General features: G+C 44.6%; 20 protein-coding genes and 1 other annotated feature. Of the genes, 4 read left to right on the top strand and 16 right to left on the bottom strand.

All coding sequences use genetic code 11. The annotated features are described in order from the left end of the window. Nucleotides 1–14: 14 nt before the first annotated feature. The 10 genes from G5B06_RS09755 to G5B06_RS09710 all read right to left on the bottom strand — a co-directional run bounded on the left by G5B06_RS09755 (nt 15) and on the right by G5B06_RS09710 (nt 17,545). A complete protein-coding gene (locus G5B06_RS09755) occupies nt 15–1,241 on the bottom strand; it encodes a hypothetical protein (RefSeq protein WP_173771891.1) in 1,227 nt (408 codons plus the stop codon). A gap of 81 nt (nt 1,242–1,322) precedes the next feature. Beyond that, the gene (locus G5B06_RS09750) at nt 1,323–2,138 is read right to left on the bottom strand and encodes a PP2C family protein-serine/threonine phosphatase (RefSeq protein ID WP_173771889.1); all 816 of its coding nucleotides are present in this window, start codon (nt 2,136–2,138) and stop codon (nt 1,323–1,325) included. Nucleotides 2,139–2,169: 31 nt separating this feature from the next. Next, nucleotides 2,170–4,035, bottom strand: coding sequence for a serine/threonine protein kinase (locus G5B06_RS09745; protein WP_173771886.1), 1,866 nt, complete (start codon nt 4,033–4,035; stop codon nt 2,170–2,172). Nucleotides 4,036–4,133: 98 nt separating this feature from the next. Beyond that, nucleotides 4,134–7,832 (bottom strand): DNA-directed RNA polymerase subunit beta', encoded by a 3,699-nt coding sequence (gene rpoC / locus G5B06_RS09740; RefSeq protein ID WP_173771884.1) that lies wholly within the window; start codon nt 7,830–7,832, stop codon nt 4,134–4,136. Nucleotides 7,833–7,849: 17 nt separating this feature from the next. Next, nucleotides 7,850–11,707 (bottom strand): DNA-directed RNA polymerase subunit beta, encoded by a 3,858-nt coding sequence (locus tag G5B06_RS09735; protein WP_148446295.1) that lies wholly within the window; start codon nt 11,705–11,707, stop codon nt 7,850–7,852. Between the two features lie 206 nt (nt 11,708–11,913). Further along, nucleotides 11,914–14,505, bottom strand: a complete 2,592-nt coding sequence (locus G5B06_RS09730; protein WP_173771881.1) for a right-handed parallel beta-helix repeat-containing protein — start codon at nt 14,503–14,505, stop codon at nt 11,914–11,916. A 175-nt stretch (nt 14,506–14,680) separates the two neighbouring features. After that, nucleotides 14,681–15,055: a 50S ribosomal protein L7/L12 gene (rplL, locus tag G5B06_RS09725; protein WP_015526302.1), complete on the bottom strand. Its 375-nt coding sequence runs from the start codon at nt 15,053–15,055 to the stop codon at nt 14,681–14,683. A gap of 75 nt (nt 15,056–15,130) precedes the next feature. Next, nucleotides 15,131–15,640, bottom strand: a complete 510-nt coding sequence (gene rplJ, locus G5B06_RS09720; protein ID WP_021652200.1) for a 50S ribosomal protein L10 — start codon at nt 15,638–15,640, stop codon at nt 15,131–15,133. Nucleotides 15,641–15,692: 52 nt separating this feature from the next. After that, nucleotides 15,693–15,829, bottom strand: a sequence feature (ribosomal protein L10 leader region). Nucleotides 15,830–15,879: 50 nt separating this feature from the next. Beyond that, nucleotides 15,880–16,509 (bottom strand): uracil phosphoribosyltransferase, encoded by a 630-nt coding sequence (gene upp, locus G5B06_RS09715; RefSeq protein WP_044961929.1) that lies wholly within the window; start codon nt 16,507–16,509, stop codon nt 15,880–15,882. Between the two features lie 157 nt (nt 16,510–16,666). Continuing rightward, nucleotides 16,667–17,545 (bottom strand): Cof-type HAD-IIB family hydrolase, encoded by an 879-nt coding sequence (locus G5B06_RS09710; protein WP_092069709.1) that lies wholly within the window; start codon nt 17,543–17,545, stop codon nt 16,667–16,669. Nucleotides 17,546–17,867: 322 nt separating this feature from the next. Between G5B06_RS09710 and G5B06_RS09705 the strand changes: the two genes are divergently transcribed. Continuing rightward, nucleotides 17,868–19,004 carry an FAD:protein FMN transferase gene (locus G5B06_RS09705; protein WP_173762957.1) on the top strand — a complete coding sequence of 379 codons (1,137 nt, stop codon included), beginning with the start codon at nt 17,868–17,870 and terminating at the stop codon, nt 19,002–19,004. Between the two features lie 124 nt (nt 19,005–19,128). On the opposite strand, the gene G5B06_RS19800 is transcribed toward G5B06_RS09705, so the two are convergent. Continuing rightward, entirely contained in the window at nt 19,129–19,308 is a 180-nt protein-coding gene (locus G5B06_RS19800; RefSeq protein ID WP_370816593.1) for an MGH1-like glycoside hydrolase domain-containing protein, read from the bottom strand. Here G5B06_RS19800 and G5B06_RS19795 point away from each other — a divergent pair. From G5B06_RS19795 to G5B06_RS19615, 3 genes are read left to right on the top strand one after another with little or no spacing between them, the layout of a single operon-like run. Further along, a complete protein-coding gene (locus G5B06_RS19795) occupies nt 19,299–19,427 on the top strand; it encodes a response regulator (protein WP_084449174.1) in 129 nt (42 codons plus the stop codon). The genes G5B06_RS19800 and G5B06_RS19795 overlap by 10 nt on opposite strands. A gap of 39 nt (nt 19,428–19,466) precedes the next feature. Continuing rightward, nucleotides 19,467–19,754 carry a hypothetical protein gene (locus G5B06_RS09695; protein WP_173762956.1) on the top strand — a complete coding sequence of 96 codons (288 nt, stop codon included), beginning with the start codon at nt 19,467–19,469 and terminating at the stop codon, nt 19,752–19,754. A 19-nt stretch (nt 19,755–19,773) separates the two neighbouring features. Continuing rightward, nucleotides 19,774–19,977 carry a helix-turn-helix domain-containing protein gene (locus G5B06_RS19615; protein WP_227945655.1) on the top strand — a complete coding sequence of 68 codons (204 nt, stop codon included), beginning with the start codon at nt 19,774–19,776 and terminating at the stop codon, nt 19,975–19,977. An 87-nt stretch (nt 19,978–20,064) separates the two neighbouring features. On the opposite strand, the gene G5B06_RS09685 is transcribed toward G5B06_RS19615, so the two are convergent. The 5 genes from G5B06_RS09685 to G5B06_RS09665 all read right to left on the bottom strand — a co-directional run bounded on the left by G5B06_RS09685 (nt 20,065) and on the right by G5B06_RS09665 (nt 25,681). Then, nucleotides 20,065–20,316: a hypothetical protein gene (locus tag G5B06_RS09685; RefSeq protein ID WP_044961921.1), complete on the bottom strand. Its 252-nt coding sequence runs from the start codon at nt 20,314–20,316 to the stop codon at nt 20,065–20,067. Nucleotides 20,317–20,424: 108 nt separating this feature from the next. After that, on the bottom strand, nt 20,425–22,593 hold the full coding sequence (locus tag G5B06_RS09680) for a glycoside hydrolase family 2 protein (RefSeq protein WP_173762955.1): 2,169 nt from the start codon (nt 22,591–22,593) through the stop codon (nt 20,425–20,427). 9 nt (nt 22,594–22,602) lie between these two features. Next, nucleotides 22,603–23,445 carry a carbohydrate ABC transporter permease gene (locus G5B06_RS09675; protein WP_021976595.1) on the bottom strand — a complete coding sequence of 281 codons (843 nt, stop codon included), beginning with the start codon at nt 23,443–23,445 and terminating at the stop codon, nt 22,603–22,605. After that, entirely contained in the window at nt 23,442–24,314 is an 873-nt protein-coding gene (locus G5B06_RS09670) for a carbohydrate ABC transporter permease (protein WP_015526310.1), read from the bottom strand. The genes G5B06_RS09675 and G5B06_RS09670 overlap by 4 nt, the downstream gene beginning before the upstream one ends. Before the next feature lie 59 nt (nt 24,315–24,373). Further along, on the bottom strand, nt 24,374–25,681 hold the full coding sequence (locus G5B06_RS09665) for an ABC transporter substrate-binding protein (protein WP_138276969.1): 1,308 nt from the start codon (nt 25,679–25,681) through the stop codon (nt 24,374–24,376). Nucleotides 25,682–25,853 lie beyond the last annotated feature (172 nt).

The following is a 25,853-nucleotide window of genomic DNA, read 5'->3' as shown; positions in this document are numbered from 1 at the left end:
CATCATCCTTTTTTTCAGCTTTTTTCTTCCCCTTCTTCGTAGGATTTCTCCCATATCTCGGAAAATACTGCCAACGGGCAGTCTGTCAGAAGACACATCAGAAGGAAACATTCATATGGATTTACTATGTAAATTTCACTCATTCCACAGCGGGCCAGAATCTCCTGGATTTCTTCCAGAAAATGACGGTACCTGGTATATGGATCATCATCTGCCATCTCCTGGGAAATCACAAAAAATTCCAGCGTAATCAAATCAAAACGTTCCACCGGAAACTTGTGATTCAGGATATTATTGATTCTCTGACGGCTGAAACGCTTCTGACTGAAATGTTTTGCCAGAATGGAAGCGGACATTTTTTTCAGATTTCCCATCTTGTTAATGGGAATTCCGCTACATATCACTTTCTCCAGATCGGAAGCACTGATATTTTCAGGTTTCCAGATTTTTTTACCGCCATTTTCCTCTTCATCTTCCTGATACATGGCTGCAATAATCTTTTTTGCACGCTCCACAAGAATCATAAACTCCTGAAAAGCCTGGCTCTTTTCAGATTTCGGATCATCGCATCTGCCTTTGAGAAATGCCAGATATTCCAGAAGTTTTTCCTCACTGTCCAGACAGAGCCCTGTACCATATACAACCTCACCGGTCTTTTTTTCCACAGGCGTCAGCTCTTTATAGGTTTCTCTGTATTCTTCCGCCTTATAGTAACCAAGATGGTTCCGGTAACAGTACCAGTAAATCACTTCTTCCGGATTATGAAAATCAAAATCCTGCTCCCGGAGCACCCTGGTCAGAAAGTCGGATACGTCCTCCGTACTCATTCGAAGCCCGAATCCCAGCAGAAAAACGGTTTCACGCTTCACAGACGCCTGTGTCAGCCAGTTGTTCACCAGCGAACTCAGTTTGGCCGAAGTCGGAGACATGGATTTTGGTGTATAAGTTTCCTTGAAAGATTCCACCACAATATCCCTGTAAACCTCCTGGGGTACCTGGGAAAAAGGCTCTTCCAGCTCTGCACGCTCGTAAACATATCGTTTCAGATAATCACCGAAAGAAACCAGTTCCATTTCTTTATAAAGATAATGAAAAATAACGTCCGCATCCTCATCCTCAAAAGAATCCAGACTGACAACCTGGCGGAACTTCTGTGCCGCCTTTCTTGTAAATTCAAAGTCCTTCACAGAATCGAAGGCAACTGTCTGTTCAAAATCAAGATCCTGCATTCGATTTCTCATCGTAAATTCTCCTTATCCCTTAAATTCCTCCCCGGCAGAGTTGTCCAAACAGCAGTATGAACATCCTTTGCTGCAGATTTTCTACCGCCCGGTACTGTACCGTTCTGCCCATCGTTTGAGAGGATTCCTTTCTTCGTAGCCACTGATCTGTGCAAGAACCATGGTTACATTATCTCTGCCGCCTTTGGCCAGTGCCATTTCCAGCAGTTCCTCTACTTTCTCCTCTGCTGTACTGTTTTTCCCAAGGATTTCCCGGATCTCCTCATCAGAAAGCATATCCGTAACTCCATCCGAGCAGATCAGATAACTGCTTCCGGTCTGATATCCGATTTCCACAATAGACGGCTCCAGAGCCATATTTTCTTCCTGAAAGCCCAGATACTGTGTCAGAGGGGCTTTTCCCAGCATTTTCCCGCCAATGACATGGTCTGTGGATATCTGGCGGAGTTTTCCCTGAAAATGCCGGTAAATACGGCTGTCTCCAAGATTACAGGCATAAATAGCTTTTTCACTGAAAGACAGCAATGCCATGGTGGTGCCCATGCTGTTGATACAGTTTTCTCTGCTGTAACGACATACTGCTTCATTCATATTTTCGCAGGCTCCTGTCAGAAAAGCCACCGGTTCCTTTTTCAGACTCCTGCGGTTTTCTTCGTAAAAACTGCCCAGTGCTTCCACCGCAGCGGAAGCCGCCATTTCTCCACAGCTTTCTCCACCCATGCCATCAAAAACAGCCAGAACGGGAAGCTGCCAATGCTGTGTATGACCTGCCAGGATTCCGTCAACTCCCTGGTTGTGCACCGGCAGGCGCACACCGCAGCACCAGAAATTATCCTCATTATTTACCCTCACCTTTCCGGTGTGGCATGTGTATGCATAATCAATCTGATAGGCCATTTTTTTTCCTTTCGTAAAAACCCTTTCGACATTACTGCTGAAGCTCCATTACCGAATTACTCCAGTATTTGTCTCCCAGTTCTACATATTCGTCGTTATCGCTCTCTTTATCATGAACCTTTCCATCCTTATCAATCCATCGGATCAAAAGGCCGTCCTGATAATAGAAATACTGTTTCTCGTCTCCGTCCCATACGTAAGTATAAAACATCTGCTCTCCCCAGTAAAAATATTCCTCATAAACACCATCTGCGGAGCTGTCCGGATATACAAGCACTTTGGCAATTTCTCCTGACCCATTATAAAAACGCAGGCGGTCCCCCTCTGTGCCTTCGCGTTTATAACTGTCCAGAGCATCCTCTATGGTTGTCGCATGTTCACGTATGGTTTCCATTGCCTGGGCAAAACTCTTATCCGAACTGTCTGCAGTCCCAAAATTTCCTTTATTCAGAGCATCCGAATCATCGGTATCTACATATGTATCTTTTCCACCATCTGCAGAATCCAGAACATTTCGTGCTACGAGGATTCCGCCGATCAGCACAATAAGTATAACAGCTGTAATGATAATCCTGGAAAAGCTCTTCCGCTTTTTTCTTTCAGAAACACTTCCGTCATACTCTGTTACAGGTTCTTCCCATTCCCGCAGATCCTGGTCACGGCTGTCTTCCAGATCGGTTATAGAAGTGACTTTTGGCTTTACCGCTCTGGATACTGGTTTTCCAGGTGCTGATTTCTGTGGACTCTGTATCACACTCTGCACTTTTGCCGTATTCTGCGCTGTATTTTTTGCCGTTTCTCCTGTGGAACGTTTCTCAGGCTGTACAGACATCTGCCCGGAATTTTTCCGTGCCTGACGGATCGCATCTGTATTCAGCTGACTTGTTCTGGCCAGCTGTTTGGCGGCACCTTCCTGAAGAAACTTCGGCATGGACTCCGGAACCGGCCTTTCCCCGGTGGTTTTCGGTTTTGAAGGAGTTGTACCCTCATACCGGATTCGCTCCAGCGCCTGCCTCAGTTCCTGCGGCGTCTGATATCGTTCCTTTTCCTCATAGGCACAGGCTTTTAAAATAACCGCGCCAAAAGCTTCTCCCGCATCTGCCGGCGCAGGCGGTGTTTCACCTGACATTCTTCTTGTCAGCGCATTTTCTTTATCTCTGTATGTGATCAGCTGTTTTTCCAGATTCAGAAACGGAAGTCTGTTATGATTCATCAGTTTATACAGCACCAGGCCAAGCGCATAGATATCCACTCTGCTGTCGTACTTTTCTCCCCTGTACATCTCCGGCGCCATATAGGAATAAGTCCCCTTTTTGGAAAGGGTACTCATGGTTTTTTCCAGTTCCCTGGCGATTCCAAAGTCTCCCAGCTTGAAATCTCCGAATCTGGATACAAAAATATTCTCAGGCTTGATATCCCTGTGAATAATGTGAAGCTGCCCACAGTATTCCAGTGATTTACAAAGGTCTATGCCAAGCTTCATCACTTCTTTTTCTGTGAGATTTTTTCCCGCATAATATTCCATGAAGCTTGTGAGATATTCCATGCGGATAAAAATATCCCATCCGATCTCATCCAGATATTCCATCACCTTGTAATCTTCTACCGACACAATGTGGGAATTTCCTCTGAAATACTCCATGGTGCTTACTTCCTGAATACACTCTTCCACCAGATTTTCGAAATATCCACGGACGGATTTTTCATCACCGGATTCTGAGCGTACACTGTCCAGTTCCCCTTTACTGGCGGGGATTGTGATTATCTTAATTGCCGAGTAAAAAGAACGTCCCTTCTCAGTTCTCTGAGCTTTATATACTCTTCCAAAAGAGCCTTCCCCGATCTTACTTATGATCTTCCATTCCGGCCACGGGGAAATTGGCAGTTCCTTGTCCATCGCAATCCCTCCTCTCTCAGAAAATCCCTGCTTATAAACAGAAATCTCCCTCCGGATTTCCGGGGGGAGATTTATTTATATTAGCAAGGTATATTGACTTATTCTTCTACCGGTGCAGTTTCCTCTGCTGTCTCTTCAACAGCAACGGTCTCTTCCTCCGGAGCAGTCTCAGTCTTCTCTTCCTCTACGGAAATTTCCTCTGTATCCTCAGGCTCCTCGGAAGCTGTTTTTACTTCCGGCATTCCTGTATCAAGACTGATCTCACTGTAACGCTTCATACCTGTACCTGCAGGAATCAGCTTACCAATGATAACGTTCTCTTTCAGACCGATCAGTGGATCGACCTTACCTTTGATTGCAGCCTCTGTCAGGACTTTTGTTGTCTCCTGGAAGGATGCTGCTGACAGGAAGGAGTTTGTAGCAAGGGATGCCTTGGTAATACCAAGCATAACCTGTTTGCCCTCTGCCGGCTGTTTGCCCTCTGCCTCAAGTTTCTCGTTAACTTCCTCAACATCAAGGACATCAACAAGTGTTCCTGGCAGGAACTCTGTATCTCCGTTATCCTCGATACGGATCTTCTTCAGCATCTGATGAACGATAACCTCGATATGCTTATCGTTGATCTCAACACCCTGCAGACGATATACACGCTGAACCTCGCGGATCATGTAATCCTGAACTGCACGAACACCCTTAATTCTCAGGATATCATGCGGATTTACACTACCTTCTGTCAGCTCATCGCCGGCCTCAAGAACCTGTCCGTCAAGGACTTTGATACGGGAACCGTATGGGATCAGGTAAGTCTTGGAATCACCTGTCTCCGGATCATTTACAATGATCTCACGTTTCTTCTTAGTGTCGTTGATTGTGGCAACACCTGGGATCTCTGTGATGATCGCAAGACCCTTCGGCTTTCTTGCCTCAAAAAGCTCCTCGACACGAGGAAGACCCTGTGTGATATCTCCACCGGCAACACCACCGGTATGGAACGTACGCATGGTCAGCTGTGTACCTGGCTCACCGATAGACTGTGCTGCGATGATACCAACGGACTCACCAACCTGTACCGGCTCACCGGTAGCCATGTTCGCACCATAACATTTCGCGCAGACACCAACCTTGCACTTACAGGAAAGGATGGTACGGATCTTCAGTCTGTCGATCGGTCCGCCTGTCACGTTGCTTACGCCCTCTTTCATGATACGGGCTGCACGCTTCGGTGTGATCATGTGGTTTGCTTTAACAAGGATTTCTCCGTCTTTATTCTTAACTGTCTCACAGGAGAAACGTCCTGTGATACGCTCCTGAAGGCTCTCGATCTCTTCTTTTCCGTCCATGAATCCACGAACTTCCATACCGGAGATCTCTGCTCTGTTCTCACAGCAGTCTGCCTCACGAACGATCAGATCCTGGGATACGTCAACAAGTCGTCTTGTCAGGTATCCGGAATCGGCTGTACGAAGAGCGGTATCGGAAAGACCTTTACGTGCTCCATGAGCGGACATGAAGTACTCCAGTACGTCAAGACCTTCACGGAAGTTTGACTTGATCGGGAGCTCGATTGTATGACCGGTTGTATCAGCCATCAGTCCTCGCATTCCGGCAAGCTGTTTGATCTGCTTATCGGAACCACGGGCTCCGGAGTCAGCCATCATGAAGATGTTGTTGTACTTATCAAGACCGGTAAGAAGTGCTTTTGTAAGCTCATCATCCGTCTTCTTCCAGGTATCAACAACCTCTTTGTAACGCTCTTCCTCTGTGATAAGACCACGTTTGTAGTTCTTTGTAATACGGTCAACAGTATCCTGAGCCTGTTTGATCATCTCCGGCTTCTGTGGCGGCACGGTCATATCGGAAATGGATACGGTCATGGCTGCACGTGTGGAGTATTTGTAACCCATAGCCTTAACGGAGTCAAGTACCTCAGCTGTTCTTGTTGCACCGTGAGTATTGATAACTTTTTCAAGGATCTGCTTCAGCTGTTTCTTACCTACAAGGAAGTCAACCTCAAGAAGCAGTTCGTTTCCAGGTACGCTTCTGTCTACAAATCCAAGGTCCTGTGGAATGATCTCGTTGAACAGGAAACGTCCAAGTGTGGAATGAACATTGCCGCTTAACACAGTGCCATCCGGCATTGTCTTATGGCAACGTACAATGATCTTGGTCTGAAGTGTGATGACTTTGTTCTCGTATGCAAGAATTGCCTCGTTGACACTCTTGAAGAACTTACCCTCACCCTTGTTTCCAGGTCTCTCCTGAGTCAGGTAGTAGATACCAAGGACCATATCCTGTGAAGGAACGGCTACAGGACCACCATCTGACGGTTTCAGAAGGTTGTTCGGTGATAACAGAAGGAAACGGCACTCTGCCTGTGCTTCCTGAGAAAGCGGAAGATGTACGGCCATCTGGTCACCATCGAAGTCAGCGTTGAACGCGGTACAAACAAGTGGATGAAGCTTGATTGCCTTACCTTCTACAAGGATCGGCTCGAACGCCTGGATACCCAGACGATGCAGTGTAGGTGCACGGTTCAGCATAACCGGATGCTCCTTAATGACGTCCTCGAGGACATCCCATACTGCTGGCTCAAGTTTCTCTACCATTTTCTTGGCATTTTTGATGTTGTGGGAAGTTCCGTTGGCAACAAGCTCTTTCATAACGAAAGGTTTGAACAGCTCGATAGCCATCTCTTTCGGAAGACCACACTGATAAATCTTCAGCTCCGGTCCTACGACGATTACAGAACGTCCGGAATAGTCAACTCGTTTACCAAGAAGGTTCTGACGGAAACGTCCGGATTTACCTTTCAGCATATCGGAAAGGGATTTCAGAGCTCTGTTTCCAGGGCCTGTTACAGGACGTCCACGGCGTCCGTTATCGATCAGGGCATCTACAGCCTCCTGCAGCATACGCTTCTCGTTGCGGACAATGATATCCGGAGCACCAAGCTCCAGAAGTCTTTTCAGACGGTTGTTTCTGTTGATGATTCTTCTGTAAAGATCATTCAGGTCAGATGTTGCAAAACGTCCTCCGTCCAGCTGTACCATAGGACGAAGATCTGGCGGGATAACCGGGATAACGGTCATGATCATCCACTCAGGACGGTTGCCGGACTCACGGAAGGACTCCACAACCTCAAGACGTTTGATGATTCTTGCACGTTTCTGGCCTGTTGCATCCTGAAGCTCTGCTTTCAGCTCTACAGAATCTTTCTCAAGATCGATCGCTTTCAGAAGCTCCATGATGGACTCGGCACCCATACCTACACGGAATCCCTCTCCATAAGACTCACGTGCTTCCTGGTACTCACGCTCGGTGAGTACCTGTTTGTACATAAGTCCGGAATCAGCAGGATCCAGAACGATATAGTTTGCAAAGTAAAGCACTTTCTCCAGTGTTCTCGGAGAAATGTCAAGGATCAGACCCATACGGGACGGAATTCCTTTGAAGTACCAGATATGAGACACCGGAGCTGCAAGCTCGATGTGTCCCATACGCTCTCTACGAACGGCAGATTTGGTTACTTCAACACCACATCTGTCGCAGACAACGCCTTTATAGCGAATTTTTTTGTACTTTCCACAGTGGCACTCCCAGTCCTTGCTCGGTCCAAAAATTCTTTCGCAGAAAAGACCGTCCTTTTCAGGTTTCAAGGTTCTGTAGTTGATTGTTTCAGGTTTTAAAACCTCACCGTGTGACCACTCTCTGATCTTCTCAGGGGACGCCAGTCCAATCTTGATGGCATCGAAAGTCATTGGCTGATATGTTTCATTGGCGTTCGTTGTTTCTGCCATGTATTCTTTCCCCTTTCTTATTCCTCATCATCAAAGGACTCTTCAAACTCGATCATGTCCTCGTCTTCTTCAATGTCTTCATCTTCTTCTACATTGACAAGTTCTTCTCCGCTGAACTCCTGCTTGGTATAGCCGTGTTTACCGAAGGACTCCTCATCTCTGCGTCCTCTGGAATCTCCCTCGATGACGTGACGAAGATCAGTATCTCCGTAATCAGAAGTCTCCATGATGTGAACTTCCTCTCCGTCCTCGCTGAGTACACGTACATCCAGACCAAGAGACTGAAGCTCTTTAAGAAGTACCTTAAAGGACTCAGGAATACCTGGCTCAGGAATGTTATCACCTTTGATGATTGCTTCATAGGTCTTAACACGTCCGATCACATCATCAGACTTCACTGTCAGGATCTCCTGCAGTGTGTAGGAAGCACCATATGCCTCCAGTGCCCAAACCTCCATCTCTCCGAAACGCTGTCCACCGAACTGAGCTTTACCACCCAGAGGCTGCTGTGTTACCAGGGAGTATGGACCTGTGGAACGTGCATGGATCTTATCATCTACCAGATGATGCAGTTTCAGGTAGTGCATGTGACCGATGGTTACAGGGCTGTCGAAATACTCACCTGTACGTCCGTCACGAAGTCTTACCTTACCATCTCTGGAAATAGGAACGCCCTTCCAGAGTGCTCTGTGAGCTTTGTTCTCATCAAGGTACTGCATAACATCCGGTGCAAGGATATCTTTATATTTCTCACGGAATTCCTCAAAGTCTTCCGTATTAACGTAATCGTTGGCAAGCTCCAGAGTATCCTGGATATCAACCTCGTTGGCGCCATCGAATACTGGTGTTGCAATGTTGAAGCCAAGTGCTTTGGCAGCAAGGCTTAAGTGGATCTCCAGGACCTGTCCGATATTCATTCGGGAAGGTACACCCAGAGGGTTCAGCACGATATCGAGCGGACGTCCGTTCGGAAGGAATGGCATATCCTCAACTGGAAGTACACGGGAAACGACACCCTTGTTACCATGACGACCAGCCATCTTATCACCAACGGAGATCTTTCTCTTCTGTGCAATATAAATACGTACTGCCTGATTTACTCCAGGGCTCAGCTCGTCGCCGTTCTCTCTTGTAAATACCTTGGCATCTACGATAATACCATATTCACCGTGCGGTACTTTAAGGGAAGTATCACGTACCTCTCTTGCCTTCTCACCGAAGATGGCACGAAGGAGACGCTCCTCAGCAGTAAGCTCTGTCTCTCCCTTAGGAGTAACCTTACCAACAAGGATATCACCGGCACGTACCTCAGCACCGATACGGATGATACCACGCTCATCCAGATCTTTCAGAGCATCATCGCCGACACCCGGAACATCACGTGTGATCTCTTCCGGTCCCAGCTTGGTATCACGGGATTCTGCCTCATATTCCTCGATATGGACAGATGTATAAACATCATTCTGTACCAGTCTCTCGCTAAGCAGAACGGCATCCTCGTAGTTATAACCTTCCCAGGTCATAAATCCGATCAGCGGGTTCTTACCAAGTGCAAGCTCACCATTAGATGTGGATGGGCCATCTGCGATAACCTGTCCTGCCTCAACATGCTCACCCTGGAACACGATCGGTCTCTGGTTGTAGCAGTTACTCTGGTTGCTTCGCATGAATTTGGTCAGATGGTAATCATCTTTTGTTCCGTCATCATTCTTGATGGTGATATCTGTAGATGTGGAACGAAGTACAGTACCTGCTTTTTTCGCAACAACACATACACCGGAGTCAACGGCTGTCTTGGTCTCCATACCTGTACCAACAACCGGAGCCTCTGTTGTAAGAAGCGGAACGGCCTGACGCTGCATGTTGGATCCCATCAGCGCACGGTTCGCATCATCGTTCTGCAGGAACGGAATCAGGGCTGTAGCAACGGAGAATACCATTCGCGGAGATACGTCCATGTAATCAAACATGTGCTGCTCGTACTCCTGAGTCTCCTCACGGTAACGACCGGAAACATTCTTATGAAGGAAGTGTCCCTCTTCGTCCAGAGGCTCATTCGCCTGTGCTACATGGTAATTATCTTCCTCGTCCGCTGTCATGTATACAACTTCATCTGTTACACGCGGGTTGGAAGGATCTGTTTTGTCGATCTTTCTGTACGGTGCCTCTACGAAACCGTACTGATTGATTCTTGCATAAGATGCAAGGGAGTTGATAAGACCGATGTTCGGTCCCTCAGGAGTCTCGATCGGGCACATTCTTCCGTAATGGGAATAATGTACGTCTCGAACCTCGAATCCGGCTCTGTCTCGTGACAGACCGCCAGGTCCCAGTGCGGAAAGTCTTCTCTTGTGAGTCAGCTCTCCAAGCGGGTTGTTCTGGTCCATGAACTGTGACAGCTGGGAAGATCCGAAGAACTCTTTCACTGCTGCAGTTACCGGTTTGATATTGATCAGGGACTGCGGAGAAATGCTCTCTGCATCCTGTGTTGTCATTCTCTCACGTACCACACGCTCAAGTCTGGAAAGACCGATGCGGTACTGGTTCTGAAGCAGCTCACCGACAGCACGGATACGACGGTTGCCCAAGTGGTCGATATCATCATCGTTTCCAAGGCCATACTCCAGATGCATATTGTAGTTGATGGACGCAAGGATATCTTCCTTGGTGATGTGCTTCGGAATCAGGTCGTGGATATCACGTTTGATTGCCTCACATCTGTCCTCAAATGTGTCATTTTCTTCCAGAATTTTTTCGAGTACCGGGTAGTATACTAACTCTGTAACACCCAGGGACTTCGGATCCTCAAGCTCCGGAAGATAATGACGGATATCAACCATAAGGCTGGAAAGGACTTTAATCTCTCTCTCCTCACCCTGAATCCATACATACGGAACTGCGGAATTCTGAAGAGTATCAGCAAGCTCTCTTGTAACAAGAGTCTCAGCCTCTGCAAGAATCTCACCTGTTGTTGTGTCTACAACATCCTGAGAAAGCTTGTGGCCTACGATACGCTTGTTGAAATGAAGTTTCTTATTAAATTTGTAACGTCCAACTTTGGCAAGGTCATATCTTCTCGGATCGAAGAACATTGCCATGATCAGGCTCTCTGCGCTCTCTACTGCAAGCGGCTCGCCCGGACGGATTTTCTTATACAGCTCAAGGAGACCTTCCTGGTAGTTTGTGGAGGTATCCTTTGTAAAGCTAGCAAGGATCTTCGGCTCTTCACCAAACAGATCAATGATCTCAGCATTGGTTCCAATGCCCAGTGCACGGATCAGAACAGTAATCGGAACCTTTCTTGTTCTGTCTACACGTACATAAAATACATCATTTGAATCTGTCTCGTACTCCAGCCATGCACCTCTGTTCGGAATTACGGTACTGGAAAACAGTCTCTTACCAAGTTTATCATGAGCGATTGCGTAGTAGATTCCAGGGGAACGTACTAACTGGCTGACAATAACACGCTCAGCACCATTAATAACAAAGGTACCTGTTGCAGTCATCAGCGGTAAATCTCCCATGAAAATCTCGTGTTCGTTGATCTCTTCTGTTTCCTTATTGATCAGCCTTACTCGAACCTTCAAAGGTGCGGCATAAGTCACGTCACGTTCTTTACACTGCTCGATGGAATATTTTGCATCTTTTTCATCATATGTGAAATCGATGAATTCCAGACTGAGCTTTCCGCCGTAATCTGCGATCGGAGAAATATCATCGAATACTTCTTTTAAACCTTCGTCAAGAAACCACTGGTAGGAATCTTTCTGAACTTCGATCAGGTTTGGCATTTCCAGGACTTCTTTTTGTCTCTGGTAGCTCATACGCATGCTTTTTCCAGTTTTTACAGAACGAATTCTGTTTTTTTCCATTGACGTTTCACCCCTGTTTTTTTATTATTTATTACAACATGATCCCGCCTGACCTTTAGGCAGGCATATCTAGCCATAATATAGCATCCTCCACTTTAACATAAGAAAAAAAGCGTGTCAAGCACTTTTTTCGAATTTTTTTACATTTTTTCAAAAAAAGCTTCTGTTCCTTTTATACATACGATGTGTGGAACAGAAGCTTTTATTTATTTCACAGTATAATTCACAGTTACTGTGTTTGCATATTTATCTTTTGATACAATTTTCAGCACAGTGTTCTTTTTCTGTTTTTTTATTTTTACTGTAAACTGTTTCTTCTTATTTACAGCTGCATAGCCCAGACGTATGCTTTTTCCGGATCTCTGTGCATAAACAATAACATTCTGGCCGCCGGCCGCGCTTCCTGTTACGGATGTGCTCTGTGCTGTGATTTTTTTGCAGGAAGGACGGTCAATATTGGTCCAGCCTTTACAGCCCTTCATATATACTGCCTGCGTTTTTCCGTTTCCGCTGAAAGCATTGGACTTCATAGCCGATATCACAGAACCATATCCGTAAATACCATTTCCTTTATTTTTTGCAACAGTATTTCCGGAAACTTCTGTTGCTTTTGATTTCCACAGCAGAATTCCGCTCTTTCCGTTGGAAACAAGGCGGTTACTTTTTACACGGATGCCACCTTGTGCATATTCAATTTTGACACCATGTTCTTTATTTGAAGAACAGGAATTATTAAGAACACTGATATTTTTTCCGGATTTCACACGAATTCCGGAGCCAGTCGTGGATTTTGATGTGTTTTTTTCTGCTGTGGAGGTTGCATTTACAGACTGCAGATAAATTCCATCTCCTCCCGGTGATGCAACCGTATTTCCGCTTATCAGATTTTTCTGTTTTGATCCTGCCGCATAGGAAGAATCTTTCATATAAATTCCTGTATTTGCAGTTCCGGAAACCTGATTCCTTTTGATAATGCTTCCTCTGGAATCTTCCGCATAAATACCAAGATTGGAATATGCGGAAGTTTTTTTCATTTTTACCTGATTATCCGTCACGGTATCCGTATCTGCAAGAGTAATACTGATACCGTTTCCATATCCGGAAATCTGATTATCTTTTACAGTTACTCCCTTTACCGGATATATTCCTTCCGGAATCACTTCTCCCGAATTCTTCATATTATAACCTATAACTTTAACGCCACTGCAGATCCACGCAATGCCTCCGATGCTGGAAGTCTTTGCAAGGCTGACATAGTTTCCTGCTACCCGGATATTTCTGTTCTTCTTCGCATCCGGTTCTCCACTGTATCCCTGTGTCAAATGTGTATTTTTCTTATTCACAGCTGAGACTTCCACCCCAAGCCCTACATTTACCATGGTATTGTTTTCTGCTGTGGAATCTTCATAATTCAGAAATTCTATGCATCGTTTTTTTACATTATGGAAGGTGTTGTTGGTAACGGTAATCCGTTTATATGTTTTTCCTGCCATCATGCTATGGGTTCCCACCCCTGCAAAAACGTCCTCAAACACATTTCCATCAATAACAAAATCCTCGCAGGTGCTTCCATCGTATGGCATATACTGTGGAAAAACATTATCTTCATCTGTACAACAGTCAATCTGAATGCATTCCTGTCCGCCTTTTACATAATTCTTATAATACCCGTGAAATGTACATCCGGTAATCTTGGCATTTTTTACTCCGCCGAACTCCAGAAAATGAGATTTCAGATTATTCAGGAATGTTGCGTTTTTGATGGTGACATTGGTGGCATGTCCGATACAGAATCCCACAAATCCACCTGGTTCATCTTTTTCTGCCACGCACTGATAATTAAAATCCCAGGTTCCACCATCAATGATAACATTTCGGTAGCCTTCATATTCCCCTTCTGATTCTTTTGTATTTCCAAGTCGAAGAATCAGATGTTTGGTCGGTGATGTTTTTGTAATTGTTGCGCCTTTTGCATACAGGTACATATTGCTGTACATACACAGTGTTCCTGTGAGTTTATAATTTCCCGGTGGAATTATAATTTTACAGGGAGTTTCGTCTGACACCTGTTCTTTCAGCTGCAGAAACAAGGTATTTAACGGAGCCGTGATATCCTGTCCGTCTTCAATTTCCAGTGTCACTGTCTGATAAGTTCCAAGTTCCCCTTCGGAGGCACTTCCATCTGAGAATCTGTCCGCTTCCTCAGAAGTAAATGTTTCCTCCTCTGCATTATCCGAAAGTTCACCTGTGGTGTTCTCCCCTTCTGTTACATTTTCTGCCCCATCTTCCAGCTGAATTTCATCCTGGGTATCCTCCATGGCGTTCTGCTCCGGAACCAGTTCTGTACCTTCATCATTCTCAGACAGTGTACCGGTGCCTTCCTCTTCTGTCTCCAGAGATTCCTCTTCTGTTTCCGGTTTGTCACCATCCGTCGGAGCATCGGAAATTTCCTCTGTATTTCCATCAGGATTTCCGTCAGAAAAATCATCCGGCAATGCCGCGTCTGCTGTTTTAGCATTTTCTGGTTCCTGTGTTTCTTCTGTCCAGGAAGCCGCAGACGCCGGAACCACTTTTCCGTCCTCATCCAACACCAACGGATCCGGTTCCTCTGCCGGCATATTTTCCTCTTCCTCAAGTTCTTCCTGTTTTTCCATTGCAATTTCCTGTGCTCGAATTGCGTCCAGCGGTTCTTCTGACACATTTTTTCCGGAAACCGCCTCTTGTGCTGCTGCCGGAACCGGAACCGCTGTTATACTCAGAATTCCTGCCAGAAAACAGGCAGCAATTTTTCTGTTCATATTTCTCCTCCTTGCATTCCTTCTTATTTTATTATCACCTCTTTAACCGTAAAAAGCAAGGTATATCACAGATTCTCCACCTGGAATGTCATCTGACTTTGGCGCAAAAAAAAGCTGCCGTGCCGCCGGTAAACCGGCAGACACAACAGCCTTTAAAACTTCTGATCTGATTGGATTATTTAAGTGTAACCTTAGCTCCCTCAGCCTCAAGTTTAGTTTTGATGTCCTCAGCCTCAGCTTTGGAAGCGCCCTCTTTAACAACCTTCGGAGCACCATCAACGATAGCTTTAGCCTCTTTAAGTCCAAGACCTGTAACCTCACGAACAACTTTGATAACTTTAACTTTGTTAGCGCCAACCTCTGTAAGCTCTACGTCAAACTCATCTTTCTCCTCAGCTGCCTCGCCTGCTGCACCTGCTGCTGCTACAACAACACCTGCTGCTGCGGAAACGCCGAACTCTTCCTCACAAGCTTTTACAAGGTCATTTAACTCTAATACAGATAATTCTTTGATTGCTGCAATAAATTCTTCTGTTGTTAATTTTGCCATTTTAATTTCCCTCCATTTATAAATTTTAATTAATAATCATGCGGTCGTTATGCCGCCAATTGCACGTTGCTGGGATTACTCAGCAGCTGCTGCGTCAGCTCCGCCATTCTGCTCTGCGATCTGATTAAGCACACGAGCGAAGTTTGCGATCGGAGACTGCATACTTCCAAGCAGTTTTCCAAGAAGTTCCTCTCTTGAAGGAATTGTGGACAGTGCCTGAATTCCGGCCTGATCATTGTAGTTACCTTCAACTACACCTGCGATCAGCTCCAGTGCCGGGAACTGTTTTGCATATTTAGCAAGGATTCTTGCCGGAGCAGTTGCGTCTGTCTCGGAGATAGCGATCGCATTTGTGCCATGTAAATGATCACTGAGGCTCTCAAATGCTGTACCCTCGAATGCACGACGCATCATGGTATTTTTATATACCTTGTACTGAACACCAGCTTCTCTTAACTCTTTACGAAGAATTGTATCCTGCTCAACTGTAAGACCGCTGTAGTTTACAAGTACAACAGACTGTGCGTCTTTAATGCTGTTAGAGATCTCTTCTACGATTGGTTGTTTCAGTTCTACTTTTGCCATGAAATGGTACACCTCCTTATAGATTTTGTATACCGCCGTCGCAATAAGTCAATCTGTTTAAAAAAAAGACCTTACTGCTTCGCAATAAGGCCTTGTGTAATCTTAACTCAGAATACTTGGACCTCGGTAGGCGTTTTAATCCTTATGCCTTACGGCACCTACTGTCTTCGGCAGCGTTCTTAGGTACAATACCATAACAGTGCCGGGTGTGTCAAGTATTTTTTAAGATTTTTTCAAAATTATTTAGTACCAAAAATACGGTCTCCGGCATCTCCAAGTCCCGGGCAGATGTAAGCGTTTTCATTGAGCTCTCTGTCAAGGGAACCACAGTAGATCTGTACATCCGGATGTGCCTCATGGAGACGTTTCAGTCCCTCAGGAGCTGCGATGATGCACATAAACTTGATATTCTTTCCGCCCTGTTTCTTGACAAAATCAATGGCAGCTTCGGCAGAACCGCCGGTTGCAAGCATCGGATCAACGATCACTGAAATACGCTCGTCAATAGATTCAGGAAGCTTACAGTAATACTCATGGGGCTCATGTGTTACCGGATCACGGTAAAGTCCCACATGTCCGACCTTTGCAGACGGTACCAGTGTGAGAATGCTGTTTACCATTCCAAGTCCTGCACGGAGGACCGGGATCACTGCCAGCTTCTTACCTGAGATCATCGGTGTCTTACAGGTTTCTATCGGTGTCTCGATTTCCACTTCCTCTGTAGGAAGATCACGAAGCGCCTCATATCCCATCAGGATTCCGATTTCCTCCACCAGTTTACGGAACTCGTTTGTTCCTGTATTTTTATCACGGAGCATTGAAATTTTGTGTTTGATCAGCGGGTGATCCATAATATAAACATTTTTCATTTTTTCCATCGTGATTTCCTCTCTTTGTCTGTGTTTTTTGTAAAGCGAAACTTCTCATTCCACTCTGCTTCATACACCGGAATGCAAGCCTTTCGCTTTTCTGTATTCATCTTTCTACATTATAATATATATGACACTTTTTCAAAAGGGGGAAAAACTATTTTCCCTGGCGTTCCAAAACCTGATCGATAGCATAGGCCACACCAAACTCATTGTTGCTCTTTGTGATGTATTTTGCTGCCTTTTTGATCTCCGGAACTGCATTTTCCATTGCAACGGTTGCGCCGAAATCCATGGAGATCATGGAATAATCATTAAGGCTGTCACCAAGGACCATCACCTCATCCATGGTATAACCCAGAGACTCGATATATTCTTTCAGCACCGGGCCTTTCTGCGCCTCTACTGCTGTAATCTCCTGATTATATATAAAGGAAGAAGCCACTGCAACGGCTGGATTTTCTTTCAGCTCATCGCTGAGTTTCTCCAGCTGCTCCACATCTGCCGCAAAAATGAAGATCTTATATATCGGCGCACCGCTGCTCTCCAGGGAACGGATATCGGAAATCCCTTTCGTGTTTCCGGCGATTCTGCGGTACTGCGGGGATTTCCGTACAATCTCCTCGCTGGTATCTATGTCCATATTGAAAAGACGGATCTGCTGAATGATTCCGTCTTCAATTTCCTTCTTTGTTCCAATACGGTAATCATAGCGATCCGTAAAAAATGCTACAGATACCGGGTATTTTTTTGCCGTATTGTAGACCTCCTCACACAGCTCAATAGAGATCGGTGTACTCTTTACAACCTCCTGCTGCGGATTCCGTACTTCAGCACCGCTGCTCACCACATAATCACAGGTCAGCTCTGTTCCCTTCAGTTCCTCCATGGCACCGGGGAAATTCCGACCGGTGGCAACCATAAAGCGGATTCCCGCATCGCAGGCACGCCTGACCGCCGCAAGGGTTTCCGGTGCGATTCTATGGTCATCACCAAGAAGTGTGCCATCCATATCACTTGCAATTACTTTTATCATGAAAAATTTCTCCTTTTATCTGTAAAAATTCCGGTCAATCATTCGGATCCATAGCAAATATGTCCTTTTTTCGGAGAAATTATATCTTATATTATTGCAAAATACAATGATTTTTGCGACAGGCATATGCCTTTCTGATTTCAGAAATACATGGTATAATGAGATTTCATAAATCTGTCCGATGTCGGTCAAGCGTATATCCGCAATCCGCGTCGCTGCTTGATCCGGTTAAGTGAATAACCCCATCCACATGTACTACATAGATTTGCATCAAATAAATGCTCTTCAGTTAAGTCAGTCAATCAGAAAACAGGAGAATATTATGTCAACTTATTTTTTTCATTCCAAAAGAAGCCGCTCACATTCCCGTTTCTTCTATTTAATATTGTGCACAGTTCTTGTCTGTCCAATGCTCCTTTTCACAGGCTGCCAGAATACCACTGGCACCAGCACTGCCACCGAGAAGGAGCCTATCAGCATCAGCAGCATCAAATTGAACACAGCCATACAGATCACCATTTACGATTCCCAGGATAAGTCCCTCCTGGATGACTGTCTGGCACTGTGCGATAGGTATGAGCTGATCTTCAGCCGGACAAATGAGAACAGCGAGCTTTATAAATTAAATCACCGGATATCAGATTCCGCTGTATCAAATCAAACCATTGAAACTCAGACCACTCCCTACCAGGTCAATGGCACCACAAACACATGGCATATATCCGAATACCTTGCTGCTCTGCTTTCCGAAGGACTCGATATCACCAGGGAATCCGACGGTGCCTTTGACATCGCCATTGCGCCTTTGACCTCTCTCTGGGATTTCACAGCAGAAGACCCGAAGGCTCCGGATGATGCAGATATTCAGAAAGTTCTCCCCCTGTGCAGCTCCGACGGCGTCACCATTGACGGGCAGGATATCACACTTCCCTCTGATGACATCCAGTTCGATGTAGGCGCCATTGCCAAAGGCTATATTGCAGACCGCCTGAAAGATTTTCTGGTAAAAAAAGGCGTAAACAGTGCTATCATCAACCTTGGCGGCAACGTCCTCTGCATCGGCTCAAAGCCCAACGGCACTCCCTTCAAGATCGGCATCCAGAAGCCTTTTGCAGACCGCAATGAAACAGAGGCTGTTATGGATATCGCCGGAAAATCCGTTGTATCCTCTGGGATTTATGAGAGGTGCTTTAAGCAGGGCGGTAAATTATATCATCATATCCTGAATCCCCAAACCGGCTATCCTTATGATAACGGCCTGATTTCTGTGACGATCATCTCCGACCAGTCTGTGAACGGCGATGCCTTAAGCACCACCTGTTTCGCCCTTGGCCTGAAAGACGGGCTGAAATTTGCAGAGAAAAAAGGCGTGCAGGCTGTATTTATCACAGAGGATTATGAGCTGCATTATACGGACGGATTCCAGGATGAGATCAATGTCACTGATGTGGAATCCTGAACCATGAAATCTTTTTCAGTAACAACCAAAAACCTTACGGATAGACCATATTTGTCACATAAGTCTGCGGATAATCTTTCAGAAGATTTGCCATTGCTGTCTGTGTCTGTGTCGTTGAAAATGGCTAGGATGGGCCGTTCCACAGACATTCATAATCTGCCTCCGTACCGTGGATGTCTCTGTTCCGCAGTTGTAGGGCCACAGGGGGGGGGGAGGCAAAACCTTCCGGATTCACAATCTGCTCCCAAGCTTCTTCATATCCCTTATCCGGAAGTTCAAAACACCATGGGATAAATCCGAGCAAACAGTGATCTTCTGGAAGCAGATAATGCCGAAGATGGCCTGAAGATCATTCTCAAAGAGCATCCTGACATTATTATCACAGATATGAAAATGCCCGTCATGGACGGAATACAGCTCTAAAAAAAGCCGGAAGAACTTCACATCGACAGCAAAATCAGTGTGATCAGCGGATTCAGCGATTTCAAATATACAAGACTTGCGATCCAGGCTGGTGTTATTGATTACATACTGAAGCCTGTTGATCCCCAGAATTTGAACAATGCGCTTTCAGCCACAATTTCTCAGTTGGAAAGTGAAGCAGGCAAAACTGGGACTTCCGATTCTGCTTCATCACCCGAACCCTGCTCTACATTCACCAGTAGGGTAATCAGTGATGTTTTTGATTATATCAATGCACATTATCTGGAAAATATCTCCCTGGCCGATATTGCAGAATCTTTTTTCTAAGTAAGGAGCATCTGTCCAGATTGTTTTAAAAAAACGTCAGAATCTTTTTTCCTATGCTATGCAGTTAAAGCTCACCGAGGTGAAACGGCTTCTGCAGTCTACGGATATAACTCTCGACGACATTGCCTGGCATCTTGGTTTCAGCAATGGAAATTACTTCAGCAAGGTTTTTAAAAAGAACTGTCAGATGTTTCCCAGTGAATACCTGAACGTACAGCTATAGTTCTTCAGAAAACTTTTCTCCGATAAAAAGTAGCTGTAACTGAGCGTATTCGTTCAGTTACAGCCACTTTATTCAATATTATTATATTCAGTTATTGATCATATCCGGCCAGGAAAGAATCTCTGCAGAAATCTTCTCTTCATAATCTCCGTCAATGTCCTCACTTCTTCCAGCCGCATAAATATTGGTCTCGGCACCCCAACCGTTGTCCTCGTATTCCCATACATGGAATTTCAGTCCACGGAACATGAAATCCAGACTTCCACAACCATCTTCCTCTGTGTATTCGAATTTGATATTTTTTTTGTTCAGAGCATCCTGTACTTTCTGTAAACGCATATAATATCGCTCCTTCCACGCCGAAAATCTTCCTTTATACACAAAGTATAACATGTTGTGATTTTTGATACAAGTCAAGGATGAAAGTGCCTGTGAGCTGCAGATAGCTCAGGCCCAGTAGAGTCTCATTCCAAACTCATGGCTCATACGGTCCGGATGCCCATCAACTCTTGAAAGCAAAGTACAGATATCCTGATAGGTATTCTTTGCCATACATTTACCGCTATTATCAGAAAGAATTAGTGTAAGGTTCCACTTCTTGCCTTTTCCGTATTCTTTCTCAAAGGTTTTTACCATGACACGGCTGTCTGCCGGAACTTCTGCTTTAACACTTCCCTTTTCCACCAGTTCTCCGTTCAATGTTTCTGTAATGATCCATGTAAGTTCACACTCTCCCAAAGCTCCATCTGTATCATTTACAATATACAGACTGTCCAGATGGTCTTTGTGCTTTGCAAAAACACCCACTGGTGCGTTGCTTTCCAGTATAGCCTGAAGACCCTTTTTGGGAATTCCCCACCAGTCATATAAACCGTAGAAGCTCTGAGGACACAGGTCGATAAACATAAACTGTACATATCCTGAGCAAGGTTCATATTTCTGGATCCTGTAATGCTCTGTATAATATTTCAGAAGCTTATACTGATATTCCTGGATCTTCGGGATATCATCCACCAGTTTTTCCAGACGATGATATACCGCCGGAACAGTTTTCAGATTTTCACTGCTGCCCGGTGCATCAAATCCGTACTCTGTATTCAGCTTTTCTGTCTGCTCATAAATATCTGCATATTCTCCACCGCTTAAAGAACCCAGATAATTGTGGCTGTCCCCGCTAAGCGGATCATCTTCGCAGAAAGAACCCTTGATGATCGGTCTGCCCGGATCCATCTTCTGTACCTCCCTATACAGAGCAGGTCCCGGATTTTCCTCCATAAATCTCCTTCTCACATTTCCATCCGGATCAACACATCCCGGTTCATTCATAATGATCCAGCAGATCAGAGACGGATGATGCTTCAGAAGTTTCACATTTTCTCTGTAAACATCTGCAAATCTCTGCGCCCATTCATCTGTTGAAGGATGCGTCCAATTGTACTCCGAATCCTGAAGAACTGCAATTCCCAGCTCGTCACACAGATCATAAAAAACTTCCTGCTCTGTGTGGACATGTACTCGTACCAGGTTAAAACCTGCCGCCTTTACATTAAGAAGATCTCTCAGGTACCGTTCCCTTGTCATTGCGGAAATATAACAATCCGGAAAATAAGAGGTTCCTCTTATATACAGCTTCCTGTTATTAAGCCAGAATCTTGTTATTTTTTCATTACGCTCAATCTGAATGTCCCGGAAAGCAAAATTCGTTGTTCTGCTGCTCAGTATGTCTTTTCCCCTGCTTAACGTAAGTTCTGCCTGATACATCCAGGGATAACCATGATCCCATGTGGACCACAGTCTGACATCTTCCACTTTAAGCTCACATTTAAAGCCTGTCTCTGCTTTCTCTGCCATTATCTGAACAGTTTTTTCTGCCTTTATAAGACCGGACTCTTTTTCCCGGATCCTTACATTAAAATCATATGTCTCCCCGGATTTCAGACCTCGCGCTTCAGTTTCCACATATACGTCTGCTTTCTTTCCATCTGGATCCAGTTCATACTTCAGATCTGTCTGATCTTCCAGAACACCTTCTTCTGTCAGGATCAGTTCCACTTTTCCGTAGATTCCTACAGGATTTACATCTCTCTGGATAAATGTATCAGAATGTTCGTAGGTACCTTTTACCATATTTCTTTTTACCAGGGTGGTTCTGGAATCCTGTGCATCCAGCTCCACCTCATCATCCCATGGAGAACTTACCTTTACAATGAGATAATTTTTCTTTCCAAAAACAAGCTTATCTTTTACATTAAAGGAAAATGGAGCGGAATATCCTTCATGCTCTCCAAGAAATTCTCCGTTAAGCCATACTTTTCCATAATAATCCACATTGGTAAATTTAAGGACAGCATCCGTAACTTTCTGATCCGGAACTTCAAACTCTGTTTTGTACCACCAGGGTGCCTGATTGAAATATCTCAGTTCACGCCCGAAATATGGCTGTCTGGCATAGATAAGCTGCAGATGTTTCAGTTCCTCCAGTTCCTCCCATTCAGACACCTGGGAACCTACGGAAGTATCTGCTTCCCTGGCAGCATAAAGCCCGATCTTTTCCCCTGTATCATGAACATCCTGCAAAATTTTCCATCCTTGTTTCAATTCAATCCTTGTTTCCATTTCAGCCTCCTAACTCTTGACCGCACCTGCAGCCATACCTTCGATTATGTTCCTGTTAAGAATAAAATACACGATCAGTGTAGGCAGGATCGATATTACGATCGCCGCAAATGTACTTCCCCAGTCCACTCTTCCGAACTGCCCCACAAAGTCATTCAGGCCAATTGGCAGAGTTTTCATATCAGAAGATGAGATAAACGTATTGGCATAGGTAAATTCATTCCATACAAAAACAAAATTGTATGTAAGAACTGTCATTGTAGTATTTTTAGCCATAGGTACCACGATCTTGCGGAATGTGGTTCCCATTGTGGCACCGTCAATAACTGCCGCTTCCAGAAGAGAATCCGGCATAAATTTAAAAAATCCGGTGTAAAGATAGATACACATTGGAAGTCCGAACCCGATCTGCGGAAGCACCAGTGCCCAGTATGTATTTCTCAGTCCGATCCTGTTATAAATCTGGAACATGGGTACAAGGCAGGAAAAAATAGGCACCATCATTCCAAACAGGAAAAATGCCATCAGTGCATTGGCATATTTTACCTTTACCTTACTGATCACAAATGCAACCGGGCATCCCAGGACTACGATGCCAAGAAGTGTGAGAACTGCCACAACCGTACTGTTAAGAAAATATCTTGGAATGGATGAGATCGTCAGTGCGCTGATATAGTTTCCAAGATAAAATCCTGATGGCAGGGCATACTGTGCAGTATATGTCATTTCATCCGGTGTTTTCAGACTGGAGCAGATAACCCAGAAAATAGGGTAGACCTGTATCATGACAAAAATAAGGATCACTACATAGAACACAGCACGAATAGGTATATTTTTTCTTGATTTTATCATTCTGACCCATCTCCTTTCGCCGATCCCAGGCATTTCTGTATAATCCCTACTGCTACCAGACATTCAATGACCAGAAAAACGGACAATGTACTTCCATAGCCAAAGTCAGCCGAATTAAAAGCGGTTTTATACATATAAGTTGCCACCATCTCTGTTGATCTGGATTTATTGTCAAGAATATAGAATACATCAAAGGTTTTCAGACAACCATTTACAAGCATTACAATGACAATGCTGAATATATTTTTCACCAGTGGAAGCTTTATGTAACGATACTGTTGAAAAACATTGCAGCCATCCATTGTAGATGCCTCGATCACATCCTTTGATATGGATACAAATGCGGAATAAAAAATGATCATGTACAGACCACAGTATTTATATCCATCGATCAGGGTTATGGTAATCAGCGCTGTATGGGAATTTGCCAGCAAAGCGATAGGTTCCATTCCCAGTTTTTCCATCACATAGCAAACCAGGCCCTGGGGCTGGACAGAAAGCATTTTGGAAAAAATCTGGCAGATCGCCATAGATGAAATGATACATGGAATAAAATAAATAACCCGCAGAATATTTCCACCTTTGGAAATATGTGTAAGCAAAATTGCCAGGATCAGTCCTGCACATAACTGGAACAAACTTCCCAATACAACAAATTTAAGATTATTTACAACAGCCTCACGAAATGTCTCATCCTGAAACATCCTCACATAATTTTCCAGTCCGATAAACTTCATATCACCGATTCCATTCCAGGAAAAAAGGCTGTAACCCATTGACCACAGAATTGGGATGATAACAGTAAGAATATATACGAACAGTGCAGGAAGAACAAACGGTAAAGGCTGGATTTTATTTCTGGGCTTCATATCCTCTCCCCTTTCATACGCAGATGCAGATAAAATTCCGCATCTGCGTATTCTCTCAGTTATTCTTCAGTGTCAAAATAATCAGATGCATACTGTTCTACAGCTTTGTCCATGTTTTCACAGAACTCTTCAGGTGTTGATTCTCCCATTCCAAGGCTTGCCAACTCTTTTCTGTAAACCTCGTTTGTAGAAGGATCCAGACGAACATCCCAGCACTGGGCAAAAGTGCCGCAGTTCTCAAGATCGCTTAAAATCTGCTGTGTAAGCTCCGGCAGCTTCTCCGGGTCACTTGGCATCATGGATGGAAGCATATTGAACTCATACATTGCCGTATCAGCAAAATTATCCCATACATAACTGATGAAATCTTTCATCTCATCACTCATGGAATCCTTGAGAATGGCAGTTCCGATTCCACAATTCGCATAGTAATCATTTTCTCCCGTAGCGGTTCCCTCGCTGTCTACAGGAAGCTTGAACATGGAAATGTCATCTTTAAGATTTCCCTCATCATCTACAAGATCCGGTGTATCCCATGTTCCGGTGTATAACATTGCCGCACCATTGTTCAGAAACAGATCCATCTGTGCGGTAGTATCTGAACTTGTCCATCCTTCACTGAAATACTGGGCTATATCCTGTGTATACTGGGCTGTTGCGATACCTGTCTCAGAATTAAATTTTTCTTTTCCCATTCTTGCATTGTCAATGAAGTCATTTCCTTCCAGTCTGAAAGCCTTAAATGCAGGATAACGCATGATCATGTCGTAATTTCCTGCGGATATCGGGGTCATTCCCGCATCTTTCAGCTTCTTGCACACATCCAGGAGGTCTTCCAGTGTCTGAGGTGTTTCAGTAATTCCGGCTTTTTCAAACATGTCTTTGTGATACCAGAAATACTCTACATTTCCCTGCCAGGTCATAAGGTAATTGCTTCCGTCACTGAGTTTCGGATAATTCAGTGCAATATCAAAGAACTTGTCTTTGATACCCAGTTCATCATAAAGGTCATCCACACTGTAGATCAGATCCTTTTTGCAAAGTCCTTCAAAAAATGCCTCCGGATCTGCGTCAAACCAGTCCGGCAGCTCATTGCTGGATGCAAGGATCTTGATCTTCTGAAGATATGTTTCTCTGTCTGCAATAGACTCTACATTGAATTCAAAATCCGGGTGATCTTTTTTATAATCTTCTGCAAGCTTCTTCAATGTTTTCAGTGCCGCATCTGTTTCGCCCCTGGCACTGATATAATTGATCACAAGTGGTTCGGAATCCTCTTTTTTATCTGCCCACACATTCATCATGCTGAATGAAGAGAGACACATCATTGTGGCAAGTGTAGCAGCCATCACTTTTTTTAATTTCATTTTCGTCCTCCTTTTGGTACATTTCTATTCATCCGGATTGAATATTTTGTTCCGCTTTCCTTATCGATGAGACCATTATATTAAATCCGTCCGGAAAAATACATGGAAAATCTTCGCTGTACCTGGAATATTTTCTCCAATCTTTCCCCCACACTTGTGAGAATTTTTCCCT

Source organism: Blautia luti (assembly GCF_013304735.1).
Classification (GTDB): Bacteria; Bacillota; Clostridia; order Lachnospirales; family Lachnospiraceae; genus Blautia_A.
The sequence above is the reverse complement of the archived record's forward strand: the minus strand, read 5'-3'. Positions and strand labels throughout refer to the sequence as shown.